Annotated in this window: 12 protein-coding genes; 1 reads left to right on the top strand and 11 read right to left on the bottom strand. The window is 73.3% G+C overall.

Going from position 1 to position 13,428, the window contains the following annotated elements:
* From hemB to AMK27_RS13295, 10 genes are all read right to left on the bottom strand, one after another.
* Complete coding sequence (gene hemB / locus AMK27_RS13345) at positions 1 to 1,020, bottom strand: porphobilinogen synthase (RefSeq protein WP_073906228.1); 1,020 nt, start codon at positions 1,018 to 1,020, stop codon at positions 1 to 3.
* A gap of 169 nt (positions 1,021 to 1,189) precedes the next feature.
* The gene (locus AMK27_RS13340; RefSeq protein ID WP_055599433.1) at positions 1,190 to 1,990 is read right to left on the bottom strand and encodes an aspartate/glutamate racemase family protein; all 801 of its coding nucleotides are present in this window, start codon (positions 1,988 to 1,990) and stop codon (positions 1,190 to 1,192) included.
* Positions 1,959 to 3,281, bottom strand: coding sequence for an FAD-dependent oxidoreductase (locus tag AMK27_RS13335; protein ID WP_073906226.1), 1,323 nt, complete (start codon positions 3,279 to 3,281; stop codon positions 1,959 to 1,961). The genes AMK27_RS13340 and AMK27_RS13335 overlap by 32 nt, the downstream gene beginning before the upstream one ends.
* Positions 3,278 to 4,141 (bottom strand): maleate cis-trans isomerase family protein, encoded by an 864-nt coding sequence (locus tag AMK27_RS13330; RefSeq protein ID WP_241847481.1) that lies wholly within the window; start codon positions 4,139 to 4,141, stop codon positions 3,278 to 3,280. The genes AMK27_RS13335 and AMK27_RS13330 overlap by 4 nt, the downstream gene beginning before the upstream one ends.
* 188 nt (positions 4,142 to 4,329) lie before the next feature.
* Entirely contained in the window at positions 4,330 to 4,749 is a 420-nt protein-coding gene (locus tag AMK27_RS13325) for a tautomerase family protein (protein WP_073906224.1), read from the bottom strand.
* Positions 4,750 to 4,820: 71 nt separating this feature from the next.
* Positions 4,821 to 5,435 carry a LuxR C-terminal-related transcriptional regulator gene (locus AMK27_RS13320; RefSeq protein ID WP_274535743.1) on the bottom strand — a complete coding sequence of 205 codons (615 nt, stop codon included), beginning with the start codon at positions 5,433 to 5,435 and terminating at the stop codon, positions 4,821 to 4,823.
* A 105-nt stretch (positions 5,436 to 5,540) separates the two neighbouring features.
* Positions 5,541 to 6,470 carry a DMT family transporter gene (locus AMK27_RS13315; RefSeq protein WP_073906222.1) on the bottom strand — a complete coding sequence of 310 codons (930 nt, stop codon included), beginning with the start codon at positions 6,468 to 6,470 and terminating at the stop codon, positions 5,541 to 5,543.
* Between the two features lie 240 nt (positions 6,471 to 6,710).
* Positions 6,711 to 7,817, bottom strand: a complete 1,107-nt coding sequence (locus tag AMK27_RS43615) for a LysR family transcriptional regulator (protein ID WP_241847479.1) — start codon at positions 7,815 to 7,817, stop codon at positions 6,711 to 6,713.
* Between the two features lie 32 nt (positions 7,818 to 7,849).
* The gene (locus AMK27_RS13300) at positions 7,850 to 8,767 is read right to left on the bottom strand and encodes a TIGR03619 family F420-dependent LLM class oxidoreductase (RefSeq protein ID WP_073906220.1); all 918 of its coding nucleotides are present in this window, start codon (positions 8,765 to 8,767) and stop codon (positions 7,850 to 7,852) included.
* A complete protein-coding gene (locus AMK27_RS13295; RefSeq protein ID WP_073906218.1) occupies positions 8,764 to 10,104 on the bottom strand; it encodes an MFS transporter in 1,341 nt (446 codons plus the stop codon). The genes AMK27_RS13300 and AMK27_RS13295 overlap by 4 nt, the downstream gene beginning before the upstream one ends.
* A 196-nt stretch (positions 10,105 to 10,300) precedes the next feature.
* Between AMK27_RS13295 and AMK27_RS13290 the strand changes: the two genes are divergently transcribed.
* Complete coding sequence (locus AMK27_RS13290) at positions 10,301 to 11,971, top strand: glutamate--tRNA ligase (protein WP_073906216.1); 1,671 nt, start codon at positions 10,301 to 10,303, stop codon at positions 11,969 to 11,971.
* 45 nt (positions 11,972 to 12,016) lie between these two features.
* On the opposite strand, the gene AMK27_RS13285 is transcribed toward AMK27_RS13290, so the two are convergent.
* Entirely contained in the window at positions 12,017 to 13,417 is a 1,401-nt protein-coding gene (locus AMK27_RS13285) for a hypothetical protein (RefSeq protein ID WP_073906214.1), read from the bottom strand.
* Positions 13,418 to 13,428 lie beyond the last annotated feature (11 nt).

Here is a 13,428-nt window from a genome sequence, read left to right as displayed (position 1 = left end):
TCACCGGTCCAGCGTCTGGGCGAACTCGGAGGCCCAGTAGGTGATGATCTGCGTGGCGCCCGCGCGGTGGATGGAGGCGAGGCTCTCGCGGACGACCTGGTCGCGGTCGATCCAGCCCTTGGCGGCGGCCGCCTCGACCATGGAGTACTCGCCGGAGACCTGGTAGGCGGCGACGGGCACCTGCACGTGGTCGGCGATGAGCCGGACGATGTCGAGGTAGGCGAGCGCGGGCTTCACCATCACCAGGTCGGCGCCCTCGGCCACGTCCAGCGAGACCTCCAGGAGGGACTCGCGGATGTTGCCGGGGAACTGCTGGTAGCCCTTGCGGTCGCCGCGCAGGGTGGACTCGACGGCGTCGCGGAAGGGGCCGTAGAAGTGCGAGGCGTACTTGGCGGAGTAGCCGAGGATCGCCACGGACTGGTGGCCCGCCCGGTCGAGCGCCTCGCGGATGCGGCGGACCTGTCCGTCCATCATGCCGCTGGGGGCGACGATCTGGGCGCCCGCGTCGGCCTGGACGACGGCGGCCTGCGCGTACAGCTCGATGCTGGCGTCGTTGTCGACGTCGCCGTTCGCGTCCAGGACTCCGGTGTGGCCGTGGTCGGTGTACTCGTCGAGGTTGATGTCGCCGATGATCACCGTGGAGTCGCCGACCTCGGCGACGACGTCGCGGAGGGCGACCTGGAGGATGCCGTCCGGGTCGACCGCGCCGGTGCCGGTGGGGTCCTTGTGCTCGGGGATGCCGAAGAGGATGAGGCCGCCGACCCCGTTGGCGACCGCTTCGGCGGCGGCCTTGCGGAGGGTGTCACGGGTGTGCTGGAACACGCCGGGCATGGAGGGGATCTCCCGTGCCTCGGCGAGGCCCTCGCGGAGGAAGAGGGGCTGGACGAGGTTGGCGGGGCCGACGCGGGTCTCGGCGGCGAACCGGCGCAGCGCGGGCGTGCGGCGCAGCCGGCGGGGGCGGTAGTAAGGGGCGGCGGGGTCGGTGGCCGCGGTGTTGCGGCCGTAGGCGTCGTACGTCATGAGCGTGACTCCTTGGAGGGCGTGGCGGCGTGCGGAGGCGGAGCGGCGGGCGCGGACGGAGCGCCGTGCGGAGACGGGGCGCGGTGCGCGGACCGGACGCGGTGCGGAGGCGGAGCGGCGGGCGCGGACGGGGCGAGGGGGGCGCACAGGGCGGCGGACACGGCATCTCCTAGAGGGCCTCGCCGAGGAACACCTGCTCCAGGTGCTTGGCGACGGGCTCGTCGGGGCGGCTGAACCAGTAGCCGTGCCCGCTGCGCTGGAAGAGCTTCAACTCACCGAGCTGGACCAGGGTTTCGGCGAGCTTGACGGCGAGTCCCGCCGGGTCGACGACGGGCAGGCCGTGCAGTTCGTGGATCCCGAGGTGCCAGAGGATCTCGTTGGGGATGCCCTCGGCGGGGATGATGACCTCGGCTCCGGCCCGTGCGGCGCGTTCGGCGGCCGCCGAGTACACCTCGACGAACTGGTCGAAGTCGCCTTCCAGGGACCGGTGCACGGAGTCCCAGCCGCCGGGCACGACCTCGTACGAGCTGAGCGAGGACTCCAGGCGGTACTGCCGGATGTTGGCGCGGATCGGCTCCTCCAGGGGCGGCATGAAGCCGAGGACGCCGAAGCGCTGCCCGGTGAGCGCCGAGAGGAAGAAGGCCGTCTCGCCGTAGCCGAGGGTCGGGATGGAGGCGAGATGGCGGGCGTCACGCAGGCCGGGGTCCTGGCCTGCGGCGATCACCCAGGCGTCGTAGCCCTCCCGCTCCGCGACGAGCGCGGACTCGGAGAAGTGGCGGCTGAAGAGCACCTGGGCGGAGTGGTGGCCGACGAGCCCGAACGGTGTGGCGTCGGGGTAGGTGTCGGCCGGCAGGGTCTTGATGTCGATGGTGGTGCCGGGTGCGGCGATCGCGTCGAGGTGTTCGCGGTACCACTGGTCGAGCAGCGGCAGGCGTCCCTCAACGGTGTGCTTGTGAAACCAGATCCGCATGTGCGTCACCTTTCAGTGGTCGTGGTGCGACGTCGAGAAGTGATGCCTTGAGCAGGTAGTCGACGGCCGAGCGCGGGTCGGCGGCGGTGCGCCTCAAGGAGGCGAGCCGGGCCGGGAGTTCGGCCGCGCTGTCCAGTCCGGCCGTGCGGGCCTCGCTGCGCGGGATGACCGCGGTCTCGACGACCGACCTGCGCCGTTCGAGGGCGGTGTCGAGGGCCGTCTCGCCGGGGGCGTCGCCCCGCAGGACGGAGGCGAGGGCCCGGCCGGTCTCCACGGCGTCGTGGATCCCGCAGTTCATGTTCAGGCCGCCGGCGGTGGACGTCAGATGGGCCGCGTCCCCGGCGAACAGCACCCGGCCGGCCCGGTAGCGGGGCAGCAGGAACCGCGCGAGGCGGTAGGTGTGGGCGTCGTCGATCCGGACGGCCTTCCCCGCGGCGCCCGGCAGGGCCTGCTCGACCCTGACCCGGACGGCTTCGGGCGCGAGGACGGCGTCGCGGTCCGTGCCGCGCGGGATCCGGAAGATCAGCCGCCAGTGGTCGGGCATGCCCAGGGCGCTGAACGAGGCCCGGGTGTCGCGGACGTAGGACAGCGGGGCGAGCCCGGGAACCAGCTCGTCCAGCGGCGTCCCGGTGACCACGCGGAGCGCGTAGTCCGGGTACTCCTCGGCGGTGCCGGGGAGCCCGGCGAGCGCGCGGAGCGTGCTGCGGCTGCCGTCGGCCGCCAGGACGTACGGGTGGCGGGTGACGGTGACCCGCCCCGCCGCGTCCTCGGTGCGCAGCCGCACCCCGCCGCCTCCGCCTGTCTCACCGCCGGTCCGTCCGCCGGTCGCACCGCCGGCTCCTCCGCCGCCGGTTCCTCCGCCGCCGATGTGGTCGGCCCCGGTGACGGTGGTGCCGAAGCGGATGTCGGCGAGACCGGTGGCCGTCAGCTCGGCGAGCAGCAGCGGGGTGAGCCGGGCCTGTTCGACATGGAGCCGGTACGGGTGGCCGGTGTGCCCGGCGAGCAGGGAGTAGTCCAGCTCGGCGTGGACGAAGCCGTCCAGGTCGCGCCATTGGACGCGGTCGACGGTACGGCCCTGGCGGCGCAGCGCTGCGGCGACGCCGAGCTCGTCGAGGAGGTCGAGGGTGGAGGGGTGGAAGGTGGACGCGCGGGACTCGGTGGCCAGCGTCTCCCGGGACTCCAGGAGCGTGACGCGGACACCGGACCGGGCGAGGACGAGCGCGGCGGTCAGTCCCACGGGCCCGGCGCCGACGACGGCGACCGGCTCGCGGGAGACGGTATCGCCGCTCACGACACGGCCACGGCGGCATCACGGCCGGGCAGGGCACCGCGACCGGGCTCGGCATCGCGGCTGGGCTCGGCACCGCGACCGGGCTCGGCGGCATCGCGGCCGGGCCCCGGCGCGCCGGCCCTCGTGCCGGTCCGCTCGGCGAGCCGGCGCAGCAGCGGGTGCGCGTCCGGCCCTTCGGCCGGCAGGCCGAGGGTGTCCCGGGCCCACCAGGCACTCGCCAGGTTGGAGGTCAGCAGGGTGTGTCCGCTGTCCCGGCCGAGCTCGGCGAGCGCGTCGAAGGTGAACATGCCGGTTCCGGTGAACAGCAGTGCCGCGTCCTCGGGGAGTTCGGCCTCACGCACCTGCGCGACGAGCTCCTCGGTGGTCACGTCGTACGGGGAGAAGCGGGCGCCGGCCCGGATCTTGACCACCCGGTCGACGGTGAGACCCGCCGACTCCCAGTAGGCGTGGGACAGTTCGGTGAGCCAGGGCTCGTACGGCGAGATCAGGACGAGCCGCTCGGCGCCCACCGCGCGCGCCGTGTCGAGGATGGCGAGCGCCGCCGACCGTACGGGGGCTCCCACGCGCTCGGAGAGCTCCGCGCAGAGGGCCCGGTCGCCGTCCGGCGTGAGGAGGTAGTGCGAGCCGGTGCAGGAGACGACGGCCGCGTCGAGACGCAGGCCACCGAAATTCCCCAGCACGTCGGGGAGCACGTCGTTGTACTTCTCGAGCCGGCCGCGGAGGTCTTTTCCGGGAAGGACAGGGAAGCGTGAGGTGTGGACATTGAATGCGGGGCTGACGAGGCTGCCGATCTCGGGTTCGGCCGCGGCGTTTCCCGAAGGAACCACCACACCGAGTCGCGGCGCCGAATGCAGAGCCATGAACGAGTCACTCCCATCCGTCGGTGCCATTGACATCACCGTACGAGCGGAACGGACCGCACATCGATACGGGATTCCGCACCCGTGGCCGGATTCATCACCCGGGAAAACGAGGGCGCCGCACCGTGAATACGGTGCGGCGCCGATGCGTCCGAAATGCGAGACGAAAGAAGAAACGGAAACGGAATTCAGTGGGCCCTGGCGGCCTCCGCGACGAATTCGTCGATCTTCGCCCGTCGGGTCAGCCCGCCGTTCACGGCCCAGTTCCCCTCGGGTATCTCGTTCACCACGAGCCAGACGACGGTGTCGGGCGTGGTGGCCTCCTGGACGTGCCGGGTGACCTCGGCCGAGAGCGCTTCGTTGCGCTCGGGGGTCAGGAAGCCCTCCAGGGGCGTGACCACGACGAGGACGCCCGGGGCGGTGCCGGCCCCGGTGGTCGCGAACCCCTTGGCGGCCTCACGGACGTAGACCCAGGTGGCGGCGGCGAAGAAGTCGGTACGGGGCAGCTCCATGGCCGTCAGCACGGAGTCGGCGACCTGCTGCTGCAGGACCTCCGCGGCGGCCTCGGAGAGGGTGCCCTCGGGAACGGTGATCTCGACAAGCGGCATGGCGAACTCCCCCAAGCGGAGACGTACGGGAACGGGAACGGGTACCGGACGGGACCCGCGCTGCGGACGGGTCAGCAGGCCAGCGCTGCCTCGAACCGGTCGATGGCGGCGGCCAGTTGGGCACGCCGACGAATGTCGAGCTTGCGATAGATGCGCGTGATGTGCAGTTCCACGGCCCGGGTCGAGACCGTGAACGATTCGGCGATCTGCTTGTTGGTCAGGCCGTCGAGCATCATGGTGGCGATGCGCCGCTCGTGGGCGGTCAGTTCCTCACGGACGGCGACCTCCTCGCGTACGGCGGCCACCGGTCGGACGGCCGGCGGGGCGGGCGCAGTGACGCCCCCGCGTATTCGCTCATGGGTCCCGGCACCACCGGTGGACCGCTCCAGACCGGCGAGCACCACGTGCCCCATGACCGCGTTCCATTCTCGGACCCGTAACTCTCCGACGACCTGCGCCTGGGCGTAGGGGTCGGCGTACAGGACCCGTAAGAGGGTGCCGCGGTCCCTGGCCTCACAGACCAGGAGTTCCCCGGTACCGTCCCGCCAGGGTCCGCCGCCGAGCAGGATGCCGCGCGCGGCCATCCTTTTCCAATAGGTCCGGTGAGCCTCTCCGAAACTCAACCGGTCCGTCTCATTGCCACGGAAAACGAGTTCGACCACAAAAGCCACGTACGACTCCCCCATAAAGGCCGGGTGTTTCCACTCGTGACGCTACCACCCATCACCCGCCCCATGAATGAACACAATGTTGCGGGCGGCGGCCCGGCATTTCCTGGGGGAATGGGGCGGCTAATCGGCCGCCGCTGCCGTCGGTACGGGGGCGGCCTCGGGCGCCGGTTCGGGTGCCGGGCGGGGCTTACGCCGGAGCAGCCCCGTGGCCGCGAGCACCGCGACCGCCCCGAGCCACACGGTCCAGCCGAGGGGTTCGTCGAGGACGACGGCGCCCAGGACGACGGCCACGGCGGTCATCAGATAGGTGACCGTGGAGGCCACGGTGGGCCCGTCCTTGATGATCAGCTCGAAGTTGAGCAGCGCGGCGAAGCCGGTGCAGACCACGCCGAGGACGAGGACGGAGACCACCGAGTCGGTGCGCCAGGTGATGGTCTGGAGCCCCAGGAAGGGGAAGGCGACCAGCAGGAGGACGGTGGCCGCGCCGAGCTGTCCGCCCGCGAGCATCAGCGGCGGAATGCCCCTGCCCACCAGGTACTTGCCCATGTACGCGAAGCTCGCGCCGAAGCTGATGGAGCCGAGGACGAAGCAGAGGATGCTCCAACCGGTCCCGGCCGAGGTGGAGTTCCAGGGCGAGGCGATGAGCGCGGTGCCGCCGAGGCCGAGCAGCACGCCGCCGGCCTTGAAGCCGGAGACCCGCTTCTCCTGGCCGAGCAGCAGGGCGGCGGCCAGGGTCCAGATCGGGGCGCTGCCGTTGACGACCGCGGCGACGCTGCTCGATCCGTCGATCTCCCCCTCGGCGTAGAGGGTCCACGGGATGGCGTTGCCGAGCAGCGCGGCCACGGTCAGATGGCCCCAGGTGGCGGCCTCCTTGGGGAGCCGCAGCCCCTTGGCGTAGCCGATGGCGAGGATGACGACGGCCCCGAGGGCGAGCCGGATCAGGACCATCTGCACGGGTGAGAAGCCGTACCCGGCGATCTTGATCCACAGGAAGACGGAGCCCCAGATGAGGCTCAGCGCGGCCAGCCGCGTGTAGGTGGCTTTGGACATGGGTGTTCCCGCTCTCCGAAGGCAGACAGGGCTCGGCAAGGAGTTGGAAAAGAAGGGTGAGAGGACGCGCGGAGCTCTCCGCGGTACGGGATCGAGCCTCGCACCGGCGGTCGGGCGGGTCCAGCAACGTCTGCTGGACGGTACCGTCCACGAGCCGTGGCGAATCGCGTTCCCGCAGGTCGGAGCGGCGCGTCAGGCGCCGCCCGCGATGCCCGCTCAGGCGCCGCCCGCGATGCCCGCTCAGCCGGCGACGGCCGCCCTGGCCGCCGTCCGCAGCGCGTCGAGGACGGCGGCGATCTCGGGGGATGTCTGGCTGCCCTCGCGTACGGCCGCGAAGACCGTCCGCGAGGGCGCCCGCTCGCTGAACGGGCGGATCGTCACCTCGGGTCGCGGGACCGGCTTGGCGAGCCGCGGCACGAGCGCGACCCCGAGGCCGAGCCGCACCGCCGCGAGCGTGGCGTCCCAGTCGCCGATGGCGTGGGAGGCCTGCGGGGTGAAGCCGGCCGCCGTACACGCGGCGACGCCGATGTCGTGACAGAGGCCGGTCGTGGCGAAGATCCAGGTCTCGTCGGCCAGGTCGGCGAGGAGCAGCCGTTCGCTGTCGAGGAGCCGGTGACCGGCGGGCAGGGCGATGTCGAAGGGGTCGTCGCAGAGCACGACCCGGTGGAACCGCCCGTCGAAGCGCCCCTCGGAACGCCCCTCGGGCCGACTGTCGGAGCGGTTGCCGGAACGATGGCCGGAAGGACCGCCGGGCGGGCCGCCGTCCCCCGGTCCGCCGAGGCGCCGCTCCCCGCCTCCGGAAGGCTCCGGACTCCCCGGGCTTCCCGGGCTCCCCGAGTTCCCCGGGCCTCCCGGGTTCCCCGAGCCGCCGGAGTCCGCCGGGGGCCGGGTCGTGTCCGCGGAGATGACGACGTCCGCCTCCCCGCGCTGCAGCAGCGAGAAGCTCTCCGGCGGATCGACCTCGGCCAGCGAGGTCCGCAGCAGCGGCCGGGTCTCCCGCAGCCGGGCCACGGCGGGCAGGATGAGCGCCGAGAGGGTGGTGGAGAACCCGGCGACGGCCACCTCGCCCCGCTCGCCGCTCTGGTGGGCGGCGAGTTCCGCGCGCATGTGCTCGACCTGGGTGAAGACGGCCTCGGCGTGCCGCAGCACGATCCGCGCGGCCCCGGTGAGCCGCAGCCGGCGTCCGGACGGCTCGGTGAGCGGAACGCCCAACTCCCGTCCCAGCGCGCTGATCTGCTGCGATACGGCCTGCGGGGTGAGGTGCAGGGCCTGGGCGGCCGCGCTGACGGTGCCGCGCTCGCTGAGTTCCCTCAGCACGCGCAGCTTCCGCAGGTCCGGATCGGTCACGTCGCGCACCCCCTCCCGCTGCCGCCGTTCGGTCATCGTACGCAGCCGGCGTCCACGTCGATGACCTCCTTGGCCAGTGTCTCCAGGACGTCGAGGTCGCGCGCGGTGCGCCCCGCCTCGCGCCGGTCGCCCGGGTAGGTGGGGTCGAGGACGACGGCCCGCGCGCCCAGGTCCTGGAGGAGTCCGAGGTCGTCGGCGATCTGCGCCTGGGTGCCCTCGCCGAGCAGCCGCCCGGGCCCGAGCGGCCGGGAGGTGACACGGAGTTTGATCCGGGGGCAGAGGTCGGGGACGGGCCGCTCGTGCTCCTCTGCGACCAGGCGGAGCGCGGGCAGCCCGACGCCGAGGAGCCAGTCGCCGGAGACGGACGTGGGGTGCCAGGCGTCGCCGAGCCGGACGGCCCTGCGGAGCGCGCCGTAGCTGTGGCCGCCGACCCAGACGGGCGGGCCTGGTCGTTGCACGGGCAGCGGCCCGGTGTGCACCTCCCGGAAGGAGACGTGGGCGCCGTCGAAGGAGGCCACCTCGGTCGCCCAGCAGGCCTTGATCGCGGCGAGGTACTCGTCGCTGATCGCCCCGCGCTTGCGGTACGGGACGTCGAGGACGGCGAACTCCCGGGCGGCCCAGCCGGCGGCGGCGCCGAAGACGAGCCGGCCGTTGCTGAACCGGTCGATGTTGGCGGCGACGCGGGCGGTGTGCACGGGATGCCGGTACGGGAGGATCGTCACCGTCGTCCCGAGCCCGACGGTCCTGGTGACGCCCGCGAGCCAGGCGAGGGTCGTGAAGGGGTCGTAGAACGGGGCGGGGAAGAGGTGCTGGACGTCCGGGGTGAGCGCGACGTGGTCGGAGACCATCGCGTAGTGGTAGCCCATCGACTCGACCCGCAGCGCCCAGTCGGCGAGGGCGTCGGGGGTGGCCTCGGGCCCGTAGTTGGGCAGATTGACGCCGAATTTCATGGCGTGTTCCTTTCCAGGGCCTCGGCCGCGGTCGCGCCCGCGGCTCCGGTCCCGTCCTTGTCACATGGGTCGGTCGCGGCGTCGCGCGGCTCGGTGGCCGCGTCACGTCGGTCGGTGCCGGTGCCCCGCAGTTCCGCCCCGGCATCACGCCGGTCGGTCGCGGCGCCAGGCGGTCCGGCCGCGGCCTCGCGCCCGGCGAGCGCGCGCACCGCGGTGAGGTGGAAGAGGACTCCCGCGAGCGCGACCCCGGCGGCGGGGAGCGGGAGCCAGCGGGCGTCGAGCCCGTGGGCGAGGGCGAGGCCGCCGAGCGCGGAGCCGACGGCGCCGCCGAGATAGGTGGCGGAGCTGTTGAGGCCGACGGCCGCGGCTCCTCCCTCGCCCTCCCGCGCGAGCAGGCGGTGCTGCTGGGGTACGACGAAGGCCCAGCCGACGGCGCCCCACAGGATCAGGGGCAGCAGGACGAGGCCGGGCACGGTTCCGGTCCACGGCAGCAGGGCCAGGGCGCCGCCGAGGGTGCCGAGCAGGGCGACCGCGAGCAGGGCGGGCCGCCCCGTCCGGTCGACGAGGGTCCCGGCGAGGAGGCTGCCGCAGACCCCGCCGATGCCCCAGACCCAGAGGTACGGCACGGCGCTGCCGATGTCGGCGACGCGGTGGAGCACCGGTTCCAGATAGGTGTAGAGCCCGAGGCTGGCGACGGTCTGGGTGAAGGTGACGGCGACGACCACGGCGACCCGGGGCCGGGCCAGGGCGCCGAACCGGGCCCGCAGCGAGGGCGCCGCGGCGCCGCGTACCGGCGGCAGGGCGGCGCCCACCCCGGCCAGGGCCACCACGCCGAGGCCGGTGATCAGCCAGAGGGCGCTGCGCCAGCCCGATCCGGCGGCCACCAGCAGTCCGAGCGGTACGCCGAGGACCGTCCCCGCGCTCATTCCGCCGAGCACCAGGCCGAGGGCCCGGCCGCGCCGCTCGGGGGGTACGAGGGCGACGGCGGCGGTGGCCGCCGCCGGGGTGAAGAGGCCCGCCCCGGCCCCGGCCAGGGCCCGGGTGCCGAGGAGTCCGGCATACGAACCGGTCAGTGCCGTCCCGGCGTTGGCGAGGACGAAGACCACGAGCGCGGTCACCAGGACCGTGCGGGTTCCCCAGCGGGCCAGGACGGCCGAGAACAGCGGTGCGGCCAGGGCGTAGCAGAGGGTGAAGGCGGTCACGGACTGCCCGGCGAGGGAGACGGAGACCCGCAGGTCGGCGCCGATGTCCGGGAGCAGTCCCGCCATCGCGTAGGCGTCGGTCCCCATGGCGAAGGAGCCGAGCGCGAGCAGGGCCACCGCGCGCGTGCCGCCCATCACACCCCTTTCTGTTCCGTGTCCGTCCGTGGCGTACGGATCGGTCCTCAGGACGCTACTGACCGTGTGCGCCGCTCGGGGCCCGCAGCGCCGAAGTGGGTTCGGAGTCCCGCAGCCTCGCGCCGCCGCCCGTCTCGAATCGGCCGGTCACCGGCCTACGGTGGATCGATCGAGGAACCCCAGGAGGGAGTCCACCGTGCTCGACCTGTCCGTCATCAACGCGATGTTCCCGCCCGATCTCCCGGAACCGGCCGACTGGGAGCGCCGTTTCCGGCCGCGCGCCCTGCCGGAGGGCGCCGAGGTGACGCGCTTCGCCCCGAGCCCCACCGGGCATCTGCACATCGGCGGCCTCTACACGGCGGCCGTGGCGCGCGCCCTGGCCCACCAGTCGGGTGGTGTGCATGTGCTGCGCGTCGAGGACACCGACCGGTCACGCGAAGTGGCCGGTGCCGCGCAGGAGTTCACCCGGCTGCTCGCGGCCTTCGGGCTCGCCCCCGACGAGGGCGGGGCGACCGGTGCCGGGGAGTGGGGCCCGTACCTCCAGTCGGAGCGCCGGGACGTCTACCTCAGCCATGTGCGCGAACTGCTGCGGCGGGACCGCGCGTACCCCTGCTTCTGCGACAAGGAGCGGCTGGCCGCCAGTGCGGAGGAGCAGCGCGCGGGCCGCTCGCCGATCGGCTACTACGGCCGGTGGGCGCCCTGCCGGACGCTGGCGCCGGAGGAGGCGGCCCGCCGGACGGCGGCCGGCGAGCCGTACGTCGTGCGGTTCCGCTGCCCGTACGAGTTCCCCGGCCGGGTCCGGTTCACGGACCGGATCCGCGCCGCCGTCACCATGCAGGACAACGGCAACGACATCGTGCTGCTCAAGTCCTCTCAGGAGGAACTCCCGCTGCCCACCTACCACTTCGCCCATGTCGTGGACGACCATCTGATGCGGGTGTCGCTGGTGGTGCGCGGCGAGGAGTGGCTGTCCTCGACGCCGGTGCATCTGCAGCTCCACGCGGCACTCGGCTTCGACCCGCCGGCGTACGCGCATCTGGCGCCGCTGATGAAGGCCGAGGGGCCCTCGCGGCGCAAGCTCAGCAAGCGCAAGGACCCCGAGGCCTCGGTGGACTACTACCTGGCCGCCGGGTACCCGCCGGCCGCGGTCCAGCACTATCTGCGGGGTCTCGCCAACATCCGGCTCATGGACGTCCCCACGGCCGAGGCGCTCGCCGCGCCCGTCCGGCTCGACGGCATGCGCCCCTCGGGACCGCTGCTCGACCTGCCCAAACTGCACTCGCTGAGCCGGGAGTTCATCGCCTCGCTCAGCCCCGACGAGCTGTACGGCCAGCTCCTCGCCTGGGCCGAGGAGTACGACCCGGAGCTCGGGTCCGTCCTCGCCCGGCGGCGGGGTCTCGCCCTCGCCGCGGTGGCGGCCGGCCGGCCGGAGGGCGCGCCCGCCCGGAAGGACCTGGACCGCTGGTCCTGCTTCCGCGACCGCTACGGCTTCTTCTTCGCGGAGCTCTTCGGCCCGCCCCCGGCGGCCGACGACGACCGCTACGGCGGCCTGGCCCCGGCGCTCGTGCGGCGGATCGCCGGCGAGTTCGCCGCCACGTTCGCCGCCGATCCCACCGTGGGAGGTGGGACCGCCACGCCGGAGGAGTGGTACGGCGCGCTCCGCGCGCTGGCGGAGCGGCAGGGCTACGCCCCCGACACGGCCTCCTGGCGGCGGGACCCGGCGCGCTGGGCGGGCCCGCCCAGCGAGGTCGCGAACGTGGTCCGGGTGGCGCTCACCGGCGCCACCCGCAGCCCCGACCTGTTCGCCGTGGCCCGGGCGCTGGGCAGGGACGAGGTGCTGCGCCGCCTCACCGCCGTGGCGGGGTGAGGCGGCGCGCGCTCGCATCGGTCCGGTCACGCGTACCGGTTCGCGTCAGTCCAGCGGCACGCTCCGGATCCCGGCCCGGACGTCCGCGGCCCTCGACGCCGGGCTCTTGAGGAGGCCCTTGTCGCTGGAGCTCGCGGGCGCGTCCGCGCCGACCGGGGTGGTGGTCATGGGCCGGGCGGCCGCGCAGCGCTGCTTCTCGGTCTCCGACATGGGGCCGGTGCGCTGGAGCAGCCGGTCGGGCACGGCCCGTGAGGGCCCGTCGACGACGGCGTGCAGCCGGTAGTCGTCCTTCTTGCTCACGAACCAGCCCTCGACCCGCTCGCGGCTCGGCTGCATCTCGACCCAGCTCACCTCACCGGGCTGGATCTTCTCCACGACCGTGCGCTGGTCGCTGCTGAACCACTGCCAGGGCCGCTGCCAGACCTTCTCGTACGCGAGGGCGAACTGGGCGGCCATCGGCCGCTCCTTGAGGCGCTTCTCGTCCTCCGTCCGGTCGCCCGACGTGGGCAGCCTGGCCACCTCGTTGAGCGCGAGACCGGCGTCGGCGTAGGTCTGGGAGACGCTGTCGTGCGCGCGCTCGGAGTACGAGAGGAGCCGGGAGTGCTCCAGCGCGTTCCGGGTGCAGTTGACGAAGGCCTCGCCGACGATCCGCGCGCGGTCGTAGTAGCGGAAGGAGGTGCGGGTGTCGGGCCGGAAGGTGCAGGCGTTCTCGCCGTTGCACGCGGCGGCGGCGTTGTGGAGGGTGCTCTCGCGTTCGTTGCCCTTGTACGCCTCCGAGGTTCCGAGCGCGGTCTTGCTCACGGTCTTGTCGACGGCCGGCGGCACCTCGACCGCGCGGATGCGGGCGATCATCGGCGAACAGGTCACATGCGTGCGGGAGTCGGTGACGCGTGAGCTGAAGGTGAGCAGCGGATCGTTCTCGCTCGCGGTGAAGACGTAGCCGCGGCCGGTCCAACGTCCCTTGCCCGGAGTGCCCTTCACCCGGTCGGGGTCGCCGGCGGTGGTGAGCTCCTGCACCGGGCCGCCTGAGCCGACGACGGCATAGGGCTGGCCCGCGACGACCTGTTCTCCGGTGCACTCCTTGGAGACGGCGGGGCTGTCCTCGTACCTCACGGTGACCCTGGCCCCCGCGCGGACTCCGCGCAGCCGCTGCTGGAGGGTGTTGCCGTCCTTCTGGAGGGCGACGCCGTGCGAGCCGTCGGTGCGGCCCGAAGCGGTGGGCGAGTAGCGCTGGTTGAGGCCGGTCCAGTGGTCGATGCCGACGGTCGTGGGGCCGTCGCCCTTCATCACGGGGTCGGCGAAGTCGCCGTTGAGGACGGGGACGGCCTGCTCGGCGACGGCCGCCGAGGCGAGGGACGAGAAGGGAGAGAGGGAGGACAGGGGGACGAGAGGCAGCAGCAGTCCTGCGGCCCCGAGGACGGTGAGTGCCGGGACGGAGCGGTTCATGGCGGGGTACT

It is taken from the genome of Streptomyces sp. CB02009 (assembly GCF_001905825.1).
GTDB lineage: Bacteria > Actinomycetota > Actinomycetes > Streptomycetales > Streptomycetaceae > Streptomyces.
This window is presented reverse-complemented; position numbering and strand designations above follow the sequence as displayed.

Excerpts from the sequence above, each read along its gene's own strand:
- AMK27_RS13325 (WP_073906224.1), bottom strand. The coding sequence starts at position 4,749 with ATGCCGCTTGTCGAGATCACCGTTCCCGAGGGCACCCTCTCCGAGGCC.
- AMK27_RS13295 (WP_073906218.1), bottom strand. The coding sequence starts at position 10,104 with ATGGGCGGCACGCGCGCGGTGGCCCTGCTCGCGCTCGGCTCCTTCGCC.
- AMK27_RS13340 (WP_055599433.1), bottom strand. The coding sequence starts at position 1,990 with ATGCGGATCTGGTTTCACAAGCACACCGTTGAGGGACGCCTGCCGCTG.
- AMK27_RS13330 (WP_241847481.1), bottom strand. The coding sequence starts at position 4,141 with ATGGCTCTGCATTCGGCGCCGCGACTCGGTGTGGTGGTTCCTTCGGGA.
- hemB (WP_073906228.1), bottom strand. The coding sequence starts at position 1,020 with ATGACGTACGACGCCTACGGCCGCAACACCGCGGCCACCGACCCCGCC.
- AMK27_RS13320 (WP_274535743.1), bottom strand. The coding sequence starts at position 5,435 with ATGGGGGAGTCGTACGTGGCTTTTGTGGTCGAACTCGTTTTCCGTGGC.
- AMK27_RS13285 (WP_073906214.1), bottom strand. The coding sequence starts at position 13,417 with ATGAACCGCTCCGTCCCGGCACTCACCGTCCTCGGGGCCGCAGGACTG.
- AMK27_RS13300 (WP_073906220.1), bottom strand. The coding sequence starts at position 8,767 with ATGAAATTCGGCGTCAATCTGCCCAACTACGGGCCCGAGGCCACCCCC.
- AMK27_RS13315 (WP_073906222.1), bottom strand. The coding sequence starts at position 6,470 with ATGTCCAAAGCCACCTACACGCGGCTGGCCGCGCTGAGCCTCATCTGG.